Genomic DNA, 19,919 nt, shown 5'->3' with positions numbered 1-19,919 from the left:
CTGGTTCAGTGACATCTGCACATATGCAGATGTCACTGAAGAATAGAACCATGCCTACTGCATTTCTGCAGTAAACAAATCAGACAGAAATCAAAAAAACAGGAATCAAGAATTTACACAAAATTCTTGACGCTATCATTTAAATTATCAATGATATCATTTACATATATTACATATAGAAAATGAAAGGAGTGTTTTATAAAAAAATCATTTTATTCTATTTTTGCTTTGTTCTTGTGTTCATTTATGTTTGTTTTTAATGTTTATGCAAATTCTATTTCTGGAAAATTGAGTTCAGATTAAAAAAATGTTGCAACTGGCTATCACTTGTTTAAAGATAATTCTACTGTATATAGCGGTGCTGGTCGAAAATTTCATTTTAATGCAGCTCCAGGATACAAGTTTGTTTTATCGTATAAAAACGTGAATGGTAAAGTGTGGATCATTAGAAATAATACTACAAAACTTGCGCAGTCATTAATATCTTATTAATCTTATTATTTTTAAATTTTCAAGTAGCTCATTTATAAAGAATATATTTTTGGATTTTGTTACTATTTAGAGTCTATGTAATCAATTGTTACATTAGTGATGTGAGAGGAGAAATTTATGAAGAAGTTTTTTTAGTGTTATTGTTAAGTACTTTACTTATTAGTGGCTGCAGTACTAATAATAGTTCTTCTAAAAAGAGTGAGTCTGCAAATTCCACTAAAAATGAAAACATTAATTACACGTTCAATTATGAAACAGATGCCCAGCCTGATATTGGGCAGACACCTGATGAAGCTTATACAAAAAATGGTGTTTATCATGTTAAATATGTGAATGATGATGATTATTATCAGATTACTTTTACTGATAAGAAAAGCAAGAAGACTGTACCTTTATGTACGAAACCTAACTGTTCTCATAAGACAATTGAATGTGATGCCAATTTATGTTCGGATGATTTAAAGTTAAGCAATGGTGAATCGTATGTAGGAAACAGGTATATTCAATATTACAAAGGATCCTTATATGCACCTTTTAAATATGGTGATTACGTCTATCTAGAAAAGATCAATGCTGATGGATCTACTAGAAGCAGATATATGAAGCTATGCCGTTTTTTACAGGTTAAGAGCATTCAAAATGGTGCTGAGAATAATTCAACTTATTATCCAACAATTACTATTCATCGGGGATATGTTTATTTTACCAATGATGAAATTCATGGTACGTCAGCTACACTATATAGAATGAAGCTTGGATCGGATAAATTAGAGGTTATTAAAGCTATGAAAAAAGGACATCCGGAAATTATACGTATTCATCCCTATGGAGATAGTGTCTACTTCATTGCAGGAGAAATGAGCGAAGATGGGTATAAGTATACAGGTAATCTATATAGATATAATACAAACTCTAATAAAATAAGTGTTGCTGGACAATCTGTTATTCGCAATTATACAGTTATGAATGGCTATATTTATTATGAAGGAGACGGTGCTATCTACAGAAAGAAAGCAGAAGATGGTAAATCAGAGCGTATTGGTTCAGTTTCATATAATCAAGAGGATCAGACTCTATTAATGTGGCAGTATGATGGTGATCTAATTTTATCCATTGAAGATGATACAAGTGGAAATATCATAAAACAAATTCGCATACATGATAGTAAGAAGATTGAGACTGTTAATAAAAAGAAATATAGTCCCTATACTAAGTTATGATGGAATTAAGAAAAATACTTTTTAATAAACGGTCGTTTATTTCATTTTTTTTGATAACTATTATGACCTGTTTTGTATTTGCAATACAAAGCAGGTCTTCTTATTCGAATAGTGCAATTGAAACCTTCAATAGAAATGAACTTGCCTATCAAAAACAATATAAGACTTATGTACAGAAAATCATGGCTGTCAGTGAGTCTTATTCGGGAATAAGTATTTTCGAAAAATCGAATACGTTTGCGAAAAAGAGGGGAGAAATCACTAGCAGAAGATATAAGCGTATCGCAGATGTGCAGTTGAAACAGACACATGGTGCAGGATTGGTTTCAGTATTTAAGTTTATGTTAGTGCATGTGCTGATCTTAGTATTTATGATAATGATTGTTTTCTCATATATGGATTATGAGCATCTGTCTTTAAGGTTGATTATTGCCACGACACCAAAAGGACGCACGCGTCTTGTCACAAGAAGAATTTTCCTTTTGACATTTATCAGCATTCTTATGCATGTTTTTCTCTATGCATTGTTGCTGATGGAATCATGTGTATTATTTAAAGAGATTCCTTCCTTTTCTGTAAGTGTACAATCCTTATCTTACTTTAAAGATTTTACATTTCCTATGTCTATCGGGAATGCTTTTATTCTTTACATTTTAATGAGTGCAATCCTGAAGGTAATGGTCGTAATGGTATTATGGATGATTCTTGTATTATGTTCTCACAAAAGTATAGCTAGCGCTATTTTTAGTGGATTGGTGGCTATTGAATATTTAGTATATGTGACATTATCTCAATCTCATCCTTTTTCTTTATTGAAATATAATAATCTTTATCTCTGTTTAAATAGCATTGATCTATTGAGAAGCTATAGAACTTATTCTTTTATGAATCAGGTTATAGAAGCACAGCGCATGTTTTTGTGTCTTTTTATCATAGTATTTATGATATTAATTGGAATTCTTTTATTTAAAGGGCATACTCAAAGAACATTTCATCAATCTTATATTATGACAAGTATTGAGAGGATACTTGAGACTATTCATTCATATATAAAATTGATAATAACTAAGTTTCCGTTAGTCTTTCATGAATTCTATAAAGTTATTATTACTCAAAAGGGGTGGATATTTCTTTTATGTTTTATTGTTCTGTTTATCAAGATGCAAGATACTTCTCCTTATTTAACGCAAGGATCAATAGAACAACAGAAAGCTATTTACTCAAAATATGGTGGTGTTTATAGTAAACGCATTTTCGTGGAATATATTGATCCATGTAAGAAGAACTATGCTAAAGAAGTAAAGAGATATAAAGATGTTTTAAAACGTTATGAAGAAAAGAAGATAAACAAAGATGAACTGTTTGATGCACAAATGAGAATGGATAATATTCAAAATGAATATAATTTAGTAAAAAGTATAGAGGTTCATGTTAATAAAGTTAAGAAGAATAAGAAAGCCTGGTTAATTGATCAGAATGGATGGAAGATGCTTTTAAGTAAAGATGGTCATTATGCTGGTGAAGGGTTTCTTACAATGGAGAAAGAAGCGATGCTTATTGTTGCTTTTATATGTTTCTTCTTTTCAAGTATATGGGATTATGATCAAAGAAGCGAGATGAACCTTATCTTGAGAGCGACTGCCAAGGGAAGAACATATCTCTACAATAAGCGTATATTGATGTATTTTATTGTCTCTGTTCTATTGACAATTGTTTGGACAGTAGTTGATTTTTATGTACAGGCAAAAGTATATCCCTTAACATATTTTAGTGCGCCTCTCGATAGCTTGCTTTTCTTCAAGAATGTTCCCATTTCTTTATCTATTAATGTCTTTATTGTATTATTAACAATCTATAGAACGTTGTCTCTTTTTGCATTATCAATGATCATCAATTTTATTTTGATGAAGATAGGTAGCTTTAAAGGAGGCTTTCTTACTTTGATATTGTTTGTAGTGCCGCAGTTTATTTCGATGTTTAATATTGATGTACATTATTTATCATTAATACAGCCAGTCATGATACTTCCTCTTATTCATGAAGTAGGATTCGTCTACACAAGCTGGATCTTGATGATATTCTATCTGATTGGATTTATAGCATATAAAGCAGGAAAAAAATCATGGAGTGGGAAGGGGATGAATTTATGGAAATCAAAATAGAAGATTTAACAAAAGTCTATGGCAGTCATGTCGCTTTAGATCATGTCAGCTTGACACTAAATGAAGGCATTTATGGCATTCTTGGTGAAAATGGAGCAGGTAAGTCTACGCTTCTTAATTTATTGACAGATAATTTAAAAAGGAGCAGCGGCAGCATTCTTCTGGATGGGAAAGACATCTTAAAGATGGGAAAAGACTATCGAAAGATGATAGGCTATATGCCACAGCAGCAAGGTTTCTATGAGGATTTTTCTGCATTGCAGTTTCTTTTATATATTGGAGAATTAAAAGGAATCAGCAGAAAACAATGCAATAAGCAGGCTCTTAAGTTATTAAAGATGGTGAATCTCTATAATGTCAGACATCACTCAATTCGTTCTTATTCTGGTGGAATGAGACAAAGAATATTGCTGGCACAGGCCTTATTGGGGAATCCTGATATTATTATTTTAGATGAACCATCGGTTGGTCTTGATCCAAGAGAACGTACGCACATGCGTAATATTATTTCTCATTTAGGAAGAGAGAAGATTGTGCTTATTTCTACACATATTGTATCTGATGTAGAAAGCATTGCTAGTGATATATTATTGATGAAGAAAGGAAAGATTATCAAGAATGATACACCAACGTCATTGATTCATTCTATTAAAGGCTATGTGAAAGAGATTCCTATTGATGATCTCTACTATAAGAAAATAAAGAATCATTATAAAGACGGTGTTTTTATGCAGCGTTCAGGTGGTCTTCAATATCGCATTGTCACTGATGATAAAATGGATTCTCAATTCACACTAGATGAAGAACACATCAACCTTGAAGATGTTTATCTTTATTATGTTCAATAAAGCAATCCCCAAAGGATTGCTTGTATTTATTTACAGGAACGAATATAATTTTTTTGTTTAGAATTTTTTAAGATTTATATCTACATTTTCTTAATTTTTATTTCCTATACTAATAGACGAGGAGGGATGATATGAGTAAAGATAAAGTTCTTGTAGTAGAAGATGAAGAAGGAATCAGAAATACCTTAAAGATATTCTTGAAATCACAGGGATATGAAGTTGTAGAAGCAACCAATGGCAAGGAAGGTCTGTCATTATTGAATGATGATATTTATCTTGCCATAGTGGATATTATGATGCCCATCATGGATGGCATAAGCATGGTCACAATATTACGTAAGCAGTTTGATTTGCCTGTTATATTCCTTACTGCCAAGACAGAAGAAATTGATAAGATCACCGGTCTAAATCTAGGGGCTGATGATTATGTAACTAAGCCATTTGAACCAATGGAACTTATGGCAAGAGTCAATGCGCATATTAGACGTTACAAAAGAATGCTAGAGCGTATTGAGAATCATGAATCTAGTGATCATATTATTAAAGTAGGAAGTCTTTCACTGGATCTTCATACAAGAGAAGTATGTGTGAGAAATGAACATGTACGGCTTACGAAGAAGGAATATGAGATTCTTGAACTATTGATGAAATCACCAGGAAGAATCTACTCAGCTGAGCAGATCTATGAAAGCGTATGGAAACAGGAAGCAATCAATACTGAAACAATTATGGTTCATATTAGAAAATTAAGAGAAAAAATTGAGTTAAATTCTAAAAAGCCAGAATATTTAAAAGTAGTCTGGGGTCTAGGATACAAAATTGAGAAAATGTAGGTGAGAAAATGATGAAAAAAAAGCTGATTGTATCATTTTTAATAATTACGATTTTAACTGTGCTTTCTTCATTATCAGTACATGTCTATAAAACAGTTGCATATAGTGGCAATAGTATAAATTTAACTGATTCTAATCTTGCTACGAGTTTACAGCAATTAGTTCTTTACGGTGATTCACGAATGCATCCTGAACATTCGCAATTGGTATTTCCTGATAAGATGACTGAAGATAAAAGAAATGAAATAAGTCAGCAATATAAAGACATACTTGATAGTAAAAGTTATTTATTTGATGAAGTGTATTATAAATTTACAAATACACAGAATGGTTCTGTTGAAGATAAACTCAATATAAACAAAAAGAATAAGAGATTTCACTTAGAATTAACATATGATCATAATGGAACACTACATATTAATAAATCTGAGTATTATGATTTATTCACAAATCAACTTATTGACGGTGCTTTAGAAAATATTGATAACGATGGCGATATTAAGATTGATAACCCAAAAAATTTAAAAGTAGAAATTCAGATTCCTAAAGTAATTACAGATAGAAGATTGTTAGCTCAAGTTTCTGATTTGGAGGCAGTGCTTGGATTCTTCTCTATGACCTTATTTTGTGGAAGTATTCTTATTATTATATTTATGTGTTTTATTCCTATTGAAATACTTAAAGAACTTAATCCATATAAGACAATGAAAGATTGGTTCTTCATCGTTAATGCTGTTATCATATCTTTAGCCTTAGGTATTGCCGGTAGTGCAATGATTGCAATGATACAAGGTGATTTAGGAAATCAAGTACCAATCTATTTCATTAAAACGAATACGCAGTTTAATTTAAATATCGCATTATTCACCTTATTCATGATCTTCTATCTCTTCGCATCTATTATTGGATTTGGCTTGAAGTATATTGTTAGTGAAGGCGTATTAAACTATTTTAGTGAACATACATTCATTCATTTGTTCTATAAGTATGTTAAAGAAAAAAATGAACAGCTGTCAGAGATGGCAATTAGTGAGATTGAAAAGAAGAATCTTGCATTGACTTGTTTTGTTTCTATTCTTTTCTTAAGTTTATTATCATTTGTTCCTTATATTGGTATTCCTCTAATGGTTGTCTATGGTGTATCTTTATATCTCCATTTAAATAACAAGTTGATTGATATAAAACAGCATTATCAGCAGCTTATTGATCAGACCAACCGTATGATAGAAGGGGAGTTCAAAGAAATCACTGAAGATTTGGGAAGCTTCAATGATTTAAGAGACTCATTAAATAAGGTCAAAGATGGATTTGAAAAAGCGGTTGATAAAGAAGTCAGTGCTTCTAAGATGAAGACTGAACTGATCAGCAATGTATCACATGACCTAAAAACACCATTAACTTGTATCAAGAACTATGTTGTTCTTCTTCAAAATACAAAAGATGAGCAGGAGAGAGAAGCATATTTAAAGGAATTAAACCATTATACAAACAGAATGACGCAGCTGATTGAAGATCTCTTTGATGTAGCAAGAGTCAATTCCGGTGAAATGAATATTAAGAAAACAGAGTTGGATATTGTATCCTTATTAAACCAGGCCTTGATTGAATCAGATGAAATTCTTTCATCAAAGAAATTACAGATTATCAAGAACAGCAATGTTGATAAACAGATGGTTATGCTTGATGGAGAAAAGACATATCGTGTTTTTGAAAACCTCATCAATAACATCGGGAAATACGCTTTAGATAATACCAGAGTCTATATCGACTTGAACGTCGATGAAGATATTACAATTTCATTCAAGAACATTTCCAAAGCAGAAATGAATTTCACATCAGAAGAAATTGTCGAAAGATTTAAACGTGGTGATAAATCTAGACATCAAAGTGGCTCAGGTTTAGGTTTAGCAATTGCTAAAAGCTTTACTGAAGTCCAAGAGGGAAAATTTGATTTAACAATCGATGGTGATATGTTTAAAGTAGTTCTTCATTTTAAAAAATAGAACTGGATAATATGAAAAAGGACAGAACAATGAATGCTCTGTCCTTTATAATTATAATATATATTCTACTTCGCATAATGTATATTATGTAAAATTTATATATGAGAATATAAGGCATTTAATCGTTGAAGATACTTCTCACCAAGCTCAAATAGCTGTTCTTTATGATCATAATGATAAACACTATCAGTTAATTGATCAATTTCATCAACTTCATTCTCATTGACTTCCTTAACCATCACTTGAAGATCTTCTAGACGAAAATGTCCATTGTCAGGAACAATTAATACTTCATGTATACTTGATGGCAATAAATAAAAATCTCCACCAGCTTTTAATGATGCCTGTTCCATAAATCCTTTATAAGCTATAACGCATGCTCCATGTATCTTATCAGCAACACTTGCTATAAAGATTCTTTCTTTTGTAGAATAATCTTCATTCATCATTTCAGATAACACTTCACTTAAATCATTGATGATCATGGGATTAATGATTTGAGCATTCTTGATAGCATCATTATGAAGTCTATTTTCATCAATATTTAATGTATGCAGAATCTGATTTGTAATTAAGATGGATGCACGTCCATTATCATTATTTAATAAAAATCGATATACGATGGCCATATCTTCAATTTGTTTATATGGAACACTTTTAAGAAGATCTGTATTGCTTTTAATTGAAATGATTTCTATAAAAAGCTTATTCTTCATAACATTATAATCATATAGTTCTTTCATATCAATATTTGGCTTATTCCTAAATCCTTCTTCAATGATATGAATAGCACTATGATAAGCATAATCATAAGAATTATCAAGATACATTCTATATTGTTTATTCAGGTTAATATTGACACCAATATTGTCTTTGCTGATGGTCATGGCATCATAACTTTCATTGATCTTATAAATCTTATTAAATGAGATATCAAATTCATCGTTTAGCTTATTTTCTAGATCATCGATAAGCTTTGTCTTAAATTCATTGTAGTTCATATACATCAATCCTTTCTTTTTTTATAGTTGAATACAAAAAAGTCAGCGTTTGCTGACTATTAGAAATGATTGTTAATCATATAGGTTGATGTTAAAAGAATAAATGCGATATCTACAATAATCAGAAATACAAATAATATCTTCTTATATTGTTTATATGTCTTTATACATGATAATAGTGTTGTAATGAGCAATAATAATGAGATGCCATAATAGATGCTATCTACTATGATATTGTTATGTGAGATGGTAATACCAAACATAAACAATAAGGTACTCATCAATAGCCCACCAAGTGTTACGACTAGTCTTCTTTTTAGTTGCTGATCCATATTAATCTCTTTCTAATTGATTCAAGATTGATGTACCAATACCAGGATTTTCTACACCAAAGTTTTCAGCAATTGTAGCACCGATAACACCATAGCTTTCTAATAATCCAAGGTTTCTTGGATTTGTAAGATTTTTAGCATACATGATAAGTGGTACATGTTCTCTTGTATGATCTGTTCCTGTCCAAGTTGGATCATTACCGTGATCTGCAGTAATCATGATTAGATCATCTTCATTGATATACCCCATTAATTCTTGAAGCTGCTTGTCAAATGCTTCAATAGCATCTCCATAGCCAATCGCATTTCTTCTATGTCCATAAACAGCGTCAAAGTCCACTAGATTTACGAAAATAAGACCATTCTGTTGTTGTTTTGCTAATTCGATTGTTTTATTCATACCATCTTCATTTGAGACTGTATGAATGCCCTTAGTAATTCCTTTATTGACAAAGATATCTGGAATTTTACCAACACCATATACATCAAATCCATTTTCTTTAAGACTATCTAATACAGTCTTTCCAAATGGTTCTAATGCATAATCATGTCTGTTTGATGTTCTTTTAAATTCACCCTTCTTTTTGCCAACAAAAGGTCTAGCAATTACACGACCGACTTTCCATTCATCTCTCATTAGAAGTTCTCTGGCAATTTCACATGCTTTATATAATTCCTCTAAAGGAATGATGTCTTCATTAGCAGCAATCTGGAAAACGGAATCTGCAGATGTATAGACAATCCAATCCCCTGTTTCAATCTGATGTTCTCCCCAGTCATCAAGGATGACAGTTCCGCTTTCAGCATAGTTACCAACACATTTTCTTCCAGTTTTTTCTTCAAATAAAGAAATAAACTCCTGAGGGAATCCTGTTTCCGTAAAAGTCTTAAAAGGCTTTTCTACCTTTAATCCCATCATTTCCCAGTGACCAGTCATGGTATCTTTTCCGTTAGAAACTTCTTTTAAGCTAGCTGTAGTACCCAACTGACAGTTATGAGGATGAATACCTTTAAAATCTCCAAGATTTCCTAATCCAAGACCTTCCATATTGCTGACATGCAAACCGCCTTTTGCCTCACAGATATGTCCAATTGTATTGGCACCTTTATCTCCAAATCTTTCAGCATCTTCTGCATTGCCAATACCCATAGAGTCACAAACAATGACAAATATTCTTTTGTATGGTTTCATATTATTCTCCTTCTTTCTTCCTATCTGGAAAAAATCTTTCATAGTCATTTTGTATTTTTTTATTATTAACATGTGTATAAATCGTTGTTGTAGAAATATCACTATGTCCTAATAATTCCTGGATGCTACGAAGATCAGCATGTCCTTCAAGCATCGTTGTGGCATAAGTATGTCTTAACTTATGGGGAGTAAAATGTGCTTTTACTCCTGCTTTTTTAGCATATTTATTTAATATCTGATAGAAGTTCTCTCTCGTGACAGGTTTTCCTCTTTGCGTCAAAAATAAAAGATTCATACCTTCCTTATTAAAAGACCTTCTAGCTTCATACATGTAATCCTTGATAATATCACAAGTCATATCGTCAATTGGAATCAATCGTTCTTTATCCCCTTTTCCTCTAACAAGAATGTTTCTTGCATGAAGATTGATCTGCTTTACTGTCAGATTAACCATTTCACTTACACGCATGCCCGAATTCAGCAATAAAGTAATCATGCAGTAATCTCTTTGTCCAACCATCTTATTACGATCAATACAGGATAACAGCTTGCTTGCTTCATTAAGTGACACAGTCTGGGGCAAAGTTCTTCGCTGTTTAGGAAGATCAAATTGTTCCATGATGTTATGGTCAATGACCTTTTCTTTTAAAAGAAATAAAAAGTATTGTCTTAATGAAATAATCTTTCTTTGTATAGATGTCGTTGCATAATGATCATCAAGAAAACAAAGATATTCATCAATATCATCAGCATCAATATCTTTGTTATGTGATTTACGGACATGAACAAAGAAATCATCTAGATCTCTAAGATAGTTTTCAACAGTATTCTTGCTTAATCCTTTTTCTACTATCAAATACATTTTATAGTCTTTCAAAGTATCTTGTATTTCCATGTAATCACCTTATTTATTATATCACGAAGATGTCTTTTTTAATAGTGAACTTGCTTTCATCAGATGCGTATTGTTATTCTTGTTAAGCTGTTTAATAATATCATCAACTTGAACTTCTCTGCTTTCACGATCTGATTTTATTTCAGTGAAGAAAGAAAGCTGCTCATTGATCTTACCTTCTTTTTTTAGATTATTGATAGATAACCCGATAAGGCGAATAGGCTTATAGTCATAATGTTTTCTTAATAACATCATGGCATAGCTGTAGATTTCTTCATAACTGTTTGTATAATGATCAATGTTCATCTGCCTATTGATTGATTTAAAATTACTATATTTTAAAGTAATGACAATCGTGTTTGTCAGCAGTCTGCTTTTGATGGCACGCTGATGTACAGTCATTGCCAATGGTCTAAACTCTTCTTCTAGTGAAGAAAGATCATCAATATCATTTAAAAATGTTGTTGAATTGCTGATGGATTTCAAATCATAGTCTTCATAGATGACCTTAGAATCATCTTTTCCATTTGCTTTATAATAATAAAGAAGAGCATGTCTTCCAAGAATGCTTCTTAATGTCTGATAATTATCATAGTTGGCGACATCGCCAATAGTTTGTATGCCAGCTTCTTTTAGATAAGGCGCTGTTTTTTTGCCAATACCAAACATCTCATCAACTGGCAGTGGCCAGAGCTTTTCTCTAATATTTGATTTTGTCAGCATCACAATGCCCAATGGTTTTTTCATGTCACTTGCCATCTTTGATAAAAACTTGTTTGGTGAAATACCAATAGAACAAGGCAAGTGAATCTGTCTTAAAACTTTATTTTGAATTTCTAATGCTAAATCAGCCGGATGAATATGATGCGTTGTAATGTAGTCGCTCATATCAATATATCCTTCATCAATGCTCGCAATTTCCAATTTTTGACTATAGCTCAATAGAATATTAAAGAACTGATGGGATAGCTTTTTATATAGATCATAATGTGGCTCTACAATGATAAGATGTTTACATTTTCTTTTTGCTTCATAGACCGGCATGGCAGAATGAATCCCATAAGCACGTGCTTCATAAGAGGCTGTTGAGCATACACTTCTTTTGCTGTCATGAGCAATGACAATGGGTTTATTAGCTAATTCCGGATGACGCGATATTTCTGCATTGGCAAAGAAAGCATTGAGATCTATATGAAATATGACTCGCATAAAAACTCCTCCTAAAAAAGCATATAGGATCACTATATGCTTATCTCTTTAATAATGTACGCGCATTATCCAACGCTTCTTTTGTAATATGATCACCAGAAAGCATTGTCGCAATTTCATTGATGCGTTCTTCTTCATCAAGAAGTTTCGTATTTGAATAAGTCTGTCCATCTTTATCCTGTTTAAGAATAGAGAAATGATGGGATGCATGTACTGCAACCTGTGGAAGATGGGTAATACAGATAACCTGCTTTTCCTGTGCAAGCTGTTCCATCTTAGAGCCAATAGCATCAGCGACCTTGCCGCTAACACCGGTATCGACTTCATCAAATATGATGGTATCTAGTGACGAATGTTTTAATGTGATTGTCTTGATGGCAAGCATCAGCCTTGAAAGCTCCCCTCCACTCGCTGATTCATTAAGTGGAGCGAATGACTGTCCGGTGTTCATTCTGATCATAAAGATGACATCATAGCCGCCATCTTTAGTGTATGCTGCTTTTTCAAAGTGTACTTTGAAAGCTGCATGAGGAAGATAAAGATCATCAAGTTCCTTCTTAATATCCTTTTCAAATTGTTTCGCAGCTTGCTGACGCACATTTTGAAGAAGCATTGCATCTTCTTCTACTTTCTTTTTAGCACTCTTTAATGACTGTTTTAATTTCATCAAGACATCATCTCTATTTTTAGCAGTATCAATCTTTTGTTTTAAAGTATCTCTTGCTTCATAGATATCATCTAGACTATAGCCATATTTGTTTTTTAGTCTAGATATTTCATAGAGTTCTTCTTGTACTTCATTAAAACGATATTCATCAAATTCATAACGTCCAAAGGTATCAATGATGTGACTATGCACATCCATTAATGAATAGTAAAGATTATAGAGGGTATTATAATCTTCTTCATATTCATCCATATCCTTGATTTCATCTAATTCATGTAATGCTGTATCAATCTTTTCAAATGCACCATCTGATGAAGAAAGCAACTGATCAATTGCATGAACATGTGTATGAAGCTGTTCATAGTTCTTTAAGATGTCAGCTTCATTTTCTAGTTCCTGCAAAGACTCTTCAGTATAGGAGAAATCTTTGATTTCATTATACTGTTTTTCATAATATTCAATCTGTTCATCACTGAATTCTTCTTCTTCAATTCTTCTGATTTCTTTTTCAATAGACTTCATTTCTTTATAAGAATGTAAATACTGCTCTTTTAAAGGAAGAATGTCCTTGCCGATATATTCATCTAGAAGAACGATATGATTTTTCAAGGAAAATAATGATTGCGTCTCAAACTGTGAATGAATATGCAACAAGTAAGGTGCAAGCATCTTAAGTGCTGCATTAGTAAGAGGACGATAGTTCATCTTGATAGTAGATTTACCCTGAGAAGAAATCTCTTTTGTAATGATGATTTCATCATCTACATCCATGCCAAGTTCTGATAAAACATTTGCGATCTTCTCATTGTCAGTTAGAGAAAACACACCTTCGATTATCGCCTTGTTTTCCCCTTTTCTTACTAATGATGCAGAAGAACGATTTCCACATAATTGTCCTAGTGCATCTACAATGATTGATTTACCTGCACCTGTTTCACCTGTCAGTACAGACATGTGATCATCAAAGTCTATTGAGACTTTATCAATAATCACAAATGACTGTATATAAAGACTTTTTAGCATGAATGTCACCTCTTTCTAGAAATGATTATGAGCCTGATCAACAACCTCATCAATGTCTATTTTAGCATTTTCTTTATTGTCGAAGAGGAAATATCCTAAAAATTCGATATTGCCTTCTCCTCCAGTAATTGGAGAATATGTTAAACCTTGTATAGAGAATCCTGATTCATTGGCATAAGAAATGACATTTTCAATGACTTTCTTATGAACTTCTGGATCTCTGATGATACCATGTTTACCAACTTCTTCCCTTCCTGCTTCAAACTGCGGCTTGATCAATGCAGCAACTTGACCATTTTCTACAATCAAGTCAGCTAAAGCCTTGAAGATATGTGAAAGAGAAATAAACGAAACATCAATGCTGGCAAACTGAATATCTCCTCTTTTAAAATCTTCTTTTTTTGCATAGCGGAAATTATATTTTTCCATGACTTCTACACGTTCATCATTTCTTAATTTCCATACTAGCTGATTAGTTCCTACATCAACCGCATAAACCATCTTAGCGCCATTCTGTAAGGCACAGTCAGTAAAGCCACCAGTAGAAGAACCGATGTCTATCATAATCTTATCATGAAGATCAATAGAAAAAGACTGTAATGCTTTCTCTAATTTCAATCCTCCACGAGAAACGTACTTTAGTTTTTCACCTTTGATAGCTAATTTTGTATCACGTGGAATCTTCATGCCAGGCTTATCTAGACGATCGTGCTCGTCGTGAACAAGACCGGCCATAATCGCTCTTTTTGCTTTTTCACGTGATTCAAATAATCCTTGTTCTACACAAAGAATATCAACTCTCTCTTTTTTCATTATTTAACTCCTGAATACGTAATTCGACATCATCCATGGATAGCTTTTCTTGCTTAAGAAGATTTTCAATATCTCCATGAGTCACATAATGTTCACCAATGCCCATAAGAGAAATATTTACATTTAGATGATGTTTAGCATAATGTAAAACAATTGCACTTCCCAATGAACTATTTACCATGCATGTTTCATACACAATAATATTCTTATCTACAATAGAATTGAGCATCTCTTCATCCATTGGATTAATAAAACGTGCATTGATCAGATCACAAGACAGATTGTGAGATCTGATTCTTTCTTCAATTTCATTGACATGATCACCATAAGTAATAACGACAGTTTTGGCATCACTATGAATACGATATTCCCATGATCCAATTTCAAGACGTTCATCATTATGCAATGAAGTCTTAGAAATACTGTTTTTAGAATAACGAATAACATAGGGATGATCATGATTATAGTAAGCTGTATTAATCATAGCTTCCGCTTCTTTTTGAGAAGAAGGAGCCATCAATATAAGATTTGGAATACCTCTCATAAAGCTAATATCAAATACCCCATGATGAGTAGAGCCATCGCTTCCTACTAAATCAGAACGATCGATGCCAATAAGACATGGAAGATCCATTCTTGCTACATCATGATTAAGCTGATCATAAGCGCGTTGTGCGAATGATGAATAAATACTTAAGAATGGGAACTTTCCTCCAACAGATAATCCTGCTAAAAATGTCATAGCATGCTCTTCAGCAATACCGACATCAAAGCTACGATTTGGATAGGACTTAAAGATATGATTTAATTGACTGCCACTAATCATCGCAGGGGTAATGACACATATGTCATCATGTTTACCCATCATATATTCGATATGATTAGCAATCGCTTCACTCCATTTTTGTGAGTGAGTGTTTGTTTTATTTAAAATGCCCTTCTTTAAATCAAAAGGAGGAACACCGTGATAAAGCCCTATTTTATCCTGTTCAGCACGAGGATAGCCTTTTCCTTTTATAGTTTTAACATGAAGAATAACACTATGATCCAGCTTCTTCGCAGTTGTTAAGGCATTAATCAATTCTCTCATATCATGTCCATCGACAGGTCCAAGATAATCAATGCCAAACTGCTGGAACAAGGAATCAATCATGACTCTATGTTTGATTTTATCTTTAACTTTTTTTGTAGCTTTATAAATTTCCTTACCAGTCTTTGTTTTCATCATAAACTGCGTATAATTATCTTTTGCTTCATTATACTGCTTTGAAACACGAATATCTGATAAGGCTTTAGAAAGACCACCGACATTTTTTGATATAGACATATCATTATCATTTAAGATAACGATAACTTTCGTATTAGAACTTCCTAAATAGTTTAATGCTTCTAAAGATTCACCACTTAATATAGCAGCATCTCCAATGATTGCAATAACCTGAAAATCTTCTTTGTTGAGATCTCTTGCTATCGCAATACCAGTAGCACCTGAAATAGAAGTAGATGAATGTCCTGCTTCCCATGGATCGTGTTCACTTTCATGGCGACGCTGGAATCCACTTAATCCATTATATTGTCTTAATGTAGAAAAATCCTTTGCTCTTCCTGTTAATATTTTATGTACATAAGATTGATGTCCTACATCAAAGATAAACTTATCTTTAGGAGAATCAAAAACATAATGCAAAGCGACAGTTAAATCAGTAATACCCAAATTACTAGAAAAATGCCCGCCTGTTTTTGAGACATTTTCCATAATAAAAGTACGTATATCTTGAGATAGATGCTCTAGCTCATTGATACTTAACTGCTTAATCTGTTTTGGATTGTCTATCTCTTTGATATTCATTTATTTCACTCTCTTCATAACTTTTTCAATAATCTCAATCATTAGTCCATGATTAAGTGTTAAAGCATATATCTTCTCTAGACAGGATTTAAATAGCTTATTGGCATAATCCTGTGACTGTTCAACTCCAAGTAGAGTGACATATGTTGATTTGTGATTATCAATATCACTACCTACTGGCTTTCCTAATGTTTCTGTATCGCTTGTTACATCAAGAATATCATCCTGAATCTGGAAAGCTAAACCAATGGTAAATCCTAAATCTTTTAGTGCTGGCACTTCATTTTTGTTGGCAATAAGTCCAGCTAGAATTAGTGGTGCAGAAAGTAAGCATCCTGTTTTATAATGATGAACATCTTCAAGCTCTTTTAAATCTGCCTGATGATCTTCAAAATAAATATCCTGCTGCTGACCATAGATCATCCCATTAACACCAGAATGATCATATAGAACTTTCATCATATCTACTTTTAATGACGCATCAATATCCATATTTAATATGACATTCATGCTTTCATTTAATAAGCCATCACCGGCTAAAATAGCAGTGGCTTCATCAAATTGAATATGACAAGTTGGTCTTCCTCTACGTAAATCATCATTATCCATGCCAGGAAGATCATCATGAATCAATGAGTAAGTATGAATCATCTCAATTGCACAGGCAACATCAATGTAGTCATGATAATCTACACCGTAGCTTTTTAACGTATAACAAAATAACAATGGTCTTAAACGTTTACCACCAGCCATCAATGAATAAGTCATTGCCTCTTTCACATTGCCATCTTTTAATGAGGACATAACTTCTGTTAATCGTTCATTGATTTCATTGATTATTATATCCATATTATTCACCTTCATAGTCTTTTAATTGCTGATCTTCATAGATCTTAGTGACTTGATTTTCAATTGATTTTAGTTTCGCATCGCAATAGCTTGCAAGCTCTACTCCTTCTTGATAAAGAGCTATGCTGTCATCTAAGGATACTTTATTATTTTCAAGCAAATTGATGATTTCATCAAGTCTTGCCATTGCTTCTTCATATGTTTTCTTTTCCATGTCTTTCACCTACTTTATTTCCGCTTCCACATGACCATCTTTTAATGTCAGTTCAACCTTGTCTCCTTTAGAAAGCATATTGACTGAATCTACAAGCTTATCATCTTTTTTTACAAGAGCATATCCCCTTGCAAGAGTCTTTAAAGGACTCACAAGATCAAGCTTTTCAACTTTCTTCATATAAGAAAATTGTTCCTTGGCTATTGTCTGGTTCATGAGATAGCTTAATGTCTGTAATTTTTTCTTGATGATTGATTGATGTGAAATCATAAATTTATCATGGAAAGCATCAAGTTTATTTTTATATTGCATCATTTTTAATAGATCATTTTCAATAAGACGATGTGGATCCTTAAAGAAATAATGACTTCTTAAATGATTAAGATGCTGACGTTCAATTTCAAGACGTCTTGTTAATAGCGTCTGTAGCTGTACTTTCTTATGTACTACACTTTCTGTAAGTTCATCGACATGCGGTGTCGCAGCGACAGCTGCAGCCGTAGGCGTAGCACAACGCAAGTCACTGACAAAATCGACAAGCGTAAAGTCTGTTTCATGCCCAACACCAGTTATGATTGGTGTCTTAAGTTCATAGATGCAGCGCACTAATGCTTCTTCATTGAAGTTCCACAGATCTTCAATGCTGCCACCTCCACGTACGAGCAGTATTGTTGAGAAGTTGAGCTGATCAATGCCTTTTAATGTTTCTATGATTTTAATAAATGCCCCTTTTCCTTGTACAGGAATAGGGAAAATGATTATTCTTGCTGCGGGAAAACGTCCCTTTATTGTTCTAAGTACATCCTGTAAGGCTGCCCCCTGCTTAGCAGAAAGGACTGCAATCCTTTGAGGGATAGTAGGAATTGGTTTTTTATGTTCTTCATTAAAAAGGCCTTCACTTGAGAGCTTCTTCTTTAGTTCTTCAAATTGAATAAAAAGGTTTCCTAATCCATCACGTGACATTTCACGAATATAGAGCTGATATTGTCCTGTCTTTTCATAGACAGATACATATCCTCTTACAAGTACTTTATCCCCGTTATTGGCATGAAACGCCATCCTTTTTGCATTAGAAGCAAACATGATGGCGTTTACACTTGCATTTTCATCTTTCAATGTAAAATACATATGCCCGCTTGGATGTGGTCGATAATTAGAGATTTCTCCTTTGATCATAACATCCTGCAGCTGATAATCACTATTCATTCTTGCTTTAATATATTTATTGAGGGCAAAGACGGATAAATATTTTTCGTCCATTAACTTACGACCTTATGTAAGATCCCATTGATGAATTTGTAAGAACCTTCATCACAGAAAGATTTTGCATTGATGACAGCTTCGTTGATGACAACTCTTTCATCAGTTTCAGTATCAAGGATTTCAGCAGTAGCTACTAGTAAAATAGCCTGTTCCATTTTGCTTAGACGATCAAAAGTCCAACCTCTCTTTAAATACTTTTCAATAAGTTTGATATATGATTCTTTATTTTTTAATACGATATCAATAAGAGATTCACAGAATGTCATGGCTGATAACCCTTCTTTTAGTACATCATCATGTTTTACATAATTCATGATATCCTGTTTATCAGCACCAACTGCTAAATTCTGATATATACCAATAATTGCTTTTTCTCTTGCAATTTGTCTAACTGTTTTTTTCATATTTTCAAAGACCTCCGTAAACATTGATATTCTATCATAGTCTTATAAAAAAAGGAATGAAAGATAAAAAAGAAAAGCAAGAAAATGACTCGCTTTTCTTAGAATTCAATATTAACAACTACAATATCAATTGTTTTTACACTTACGTTTGTATAATTCTTAATTGATGATGCAATTTTTCTCTGAATTTCTTTAGTTTTTTCAGAGACATTTGTGCCATATTTTACACTGATATGAACTGTAATATAAACTTCATTATGATCAATACGACAGCTGACAAGATTTTTTGTTCCTGAAATTGAAAAGCCCTTTGTCTTATCCAAGCTTACATCTGGATCTTCTTCAAAGACCTGTTTAACAATGATATCGAAGACCTGTACGCTCATCATGATATCGCCATTAATTGGACTTTCCTTGTATGTGTAATATTCGATATTAGCCATATGATATACCTCTCTTTACCTTTTCATTGTATAAGAAAATGAAACTGATTACAAGTCTCTTTAATGATACAAAAAAATTGGATAATAGAAATCAAGTAAAAATTTAAAAAAATTATCAGTAATTTTTCATGGTTTTTATTGCACGCTGAAAACCCCTGAAGAAAAAGCGCTTTTTTTCAGGGTGGTTTAGGTGTATAATCTTGTTGT

General features: G+C 32.6%; 18 protein-coding genes. 5 read left to right on the top strand and 13 right to left on the bottom strand.

The window, feature by feature from the left end; genetic code table 11:
* Positions 1–626 precede the first annotated feature (626 nt).
* The 5 genes from J6L95_RS02705 to J6L95_RS02685 all read left to right on the top strand — a co-directional run bounded on the left by J6L95_RS02705 (position 627) and on the right by J6L95_RS02685 (position 7,558).
* A complete protein-coding gene (locus J6L95_RS02705; protein WP_287458059.1) occupies positions 627–1,712 on the top strand; it encodes a hypothetical protein in 1,086 nt (361 codons plus the stop codon).
* Positions 1,713–1,774: 62 nt separating this feature from the next.
* Positions 1,775–3,874, top strand: coding sequence for a hypothetical protein (locus tag J6L95_RS02700; RefSeq protein WP_287458058.1), 2,100 nt, complete (start codon positions 1,775–1,777; stop codon positions 3,872–3,874).
* Positions 3,859–4,722, top strand: a complete 864-nt coding sequence (locus J6L95_RS02695) for an ATP-binding cassette domain-containing protein (protein WP_287458057.1) — start codon at positions 3,859–3,861, stop codon at positions 4,720–4,722. Before J6L95_RS02700 ends, J6L95_RS02695 begins: the two co-directional genes overlap by 16 nt.
* Positions 4,723–4,853: 131 nt before the next feature.
* Positions 4,854–5,555 (top strand): response regulator transcription factor, encoded by a 702-nt coding sequence (locus J6L95_RS02690; protein WP_287458056.1) that lies wholly within the window; start codon positions 4,854–4,856, stop codon positions 5,553–5,555.
* An 8-nt stretch (positions 5,556–5,563) separates the two neighbouring features.
* Positions 5,564–7,558, top strand: coding sequence for a sensor histidine kinase (locus J6L95_RS02685; RefSeq protein WP_287458055.1), 1,995 nt, complete (start codon positions 5,564–5,566; stop codon positions 7,556–7,558).
* A gap of 95 nt (positions 7,559–7,653) precedes the next feature.
* Here the strand turns inward: J6L95_RS02685 and J6L95_RS02680 are convergent, their stop codons facing one another.
* The 13 genes from J6L95_RS02680 to J6L95_RS02620 all read right to left on the bottom strand — a co-directional run bounded on the left by J6L95_RS02680 (position 7,654) and on the right by J6L95_RS02620 (position 19,712).
* On the bottom strand, positions 7,654–8,559 hold the full coding sequence (locus tag J6L95_RS02680; protein ID WP_287458054.1) for a DUF5688 family protein: 906 nt from the start codon (positions 8,557–8,559) through the stop codon (positions 7,654–7,656).
* 59 nt (positions 8,560–8,618) lie between these two features.
* Positions 8,619–8,891, bottom strand: a complete 273-nt coding sequence (locus tag J6L95_RS02675; RefSeq protein ID WP_287458053.1) for a hypothetical protein — start codon at positions 8,889–8,891, stop codon at positions 8,619–8,621.
* 1 nt (position 8,892) lies between these two features.
* Complete coding sequence (locus J6L95_RS02670) at positions 8,893–10,083, bottom strand: phosphopentomutase (protein WP_287458052.1); 1,191 nt, start codon at positions 10,081–10,083, stop codon at positions 8,893–8,895.
* A 1-nt stretch (position 10,084) separates the two neighbouring features.
* Positions 10,085–10,978, bottom strand: coding sequence for a site-specific tyrosine recombinase/integron integrase (gene xerA / locus J6L95_RS02665; RefSeq protein ID WP_029073104.1), 894 nt, complete (start codon positions 10,976–10,978; stop codon positions 10,085–10,087).
* A 21-nt stretch (positions 10,979–10,999) separates the two neighbouring features.
* A complete protein-coding gene (gene dinB, locus J6L95_RS02660; RefSeq protein WP_287458051.1) occupies positions 11,000–12,187 on the bottom strand; it encodes a DNA polymerase IV in 1,188 nt (395 codons plus the stop codon).
* Between the two features lie 40 nt (positions 12,188–12,227).
* Positions 12,228–13,877: a DNA repair protein RecN gene (gene recN / locus J6L95_RS02655; protein ID WP_287458050.1), complete on the bottom strand. Its 1,650-nt coding sequence runs from the start codon at positions 13,875–13,877 to the stop codon at positions 12,228–12,230.
* Positions 13,878–13,892: 15 nt separating this feature from the next.
* Positions 13,893–14,690: a TlyA family RNA methyltransferase gene (locus J6L95_RS02650; RefSeq protein WP_287458049.1), complete on the bottom strand. Its 798-nt coding sequence runs from the start codon at positions 14,688–14,690 to the stop codon at positions 13,893–13,895.
* Positions 14,671–16,539, bottom strand: coding sequence for a 1-deoxy-D-xylulose-5-phosphate synthase (gene dxs / locus J6L95_RS02645; RefSeq protein WP_287458048.1), 1,869 nt, complete (start codon positions 16,537–16,539; stop codon positions 14,671–14,673). Before dxs ends, J6L95_RS02650 begins: the two co-directional genes overlap by 20 nt.
* Positions 16,540–17,388 carry a polyprenyl synthetase family protein gene (locus J6L95_RS02640; RefSeq protein WP_287458047.1) on the bottom strand — a complete coding sequence of 283 codons (849 nt, stop codon included), beginning with the start codon at positions 17,386–17,388 and terminating at the stop codon, positions 16,540–16,542.
* Between the two features lies 1 nt (position 17,389).
* Positions 17,390–17,602: an exodeoxyribonuclease VII small subunit gene (gene xseB / locus J6L95_RS02635; protein WP_029070795.1), complete on the bottom strand. Its 213-nt coding sequence runs from the start codon at positions 17,600–17,602 to the stop codon at positions 17,390–17,392.
* A 9-nt stretch (positions 17,603–17,611) separates the two neighbouring features.
* A complete protein-coding gene (gene xseA / locus J6L95_RS02630; RefSeq protein ID WP_287458046.1) occupies positions 17,612–18,862 on the bottom strand; it encodes an exodeoxyribonuclease VII large subunit in 1,251 nt (416 codons plus the stop codon).
* Complete coding sequence (gene nusB / locus J6L95_RS02625; protein WP_029070797.1) at positions 18,862–19,269, bottom strand: transcription antitermination factor NusB; 408 nt, start codon at positions 19,267–19,269, stop codon at positions 18,862–18,864. The genes xseA and nusB overlap by 1 nt, the downstream gene beginning before the upstream one ends.
* Positions 19,270–19,367: 98 nt before the next feature.
* Positions 19,368–19,712, bottom strand: coding sequence for an Asp23/Gls24 family envelope stress response protein (locus tag J6L95_RS02620; protein ID WP_029070798.1), 345 nt, complete (start codon positions 19,710–19,712; stop codon positions 19,368–19,370).
* Positions 19,713–19,919: the final 207 nt, after the last annotated feature.

This window comes from Kandleria sp., assembly GCF_017934775.1.
In the GTDB taxonomy this organism is placed as follows: Bacteria; Bacillota_I; Bacilli_A; order Erysipelotrichales; family Coprobacillaceae; genus Kandleria; species Kandleria vitulina.
Note: the sequence above shows the minus strand (reverse complement) of the source record. Positions and strands in the feature narration are given on the sequence as shown.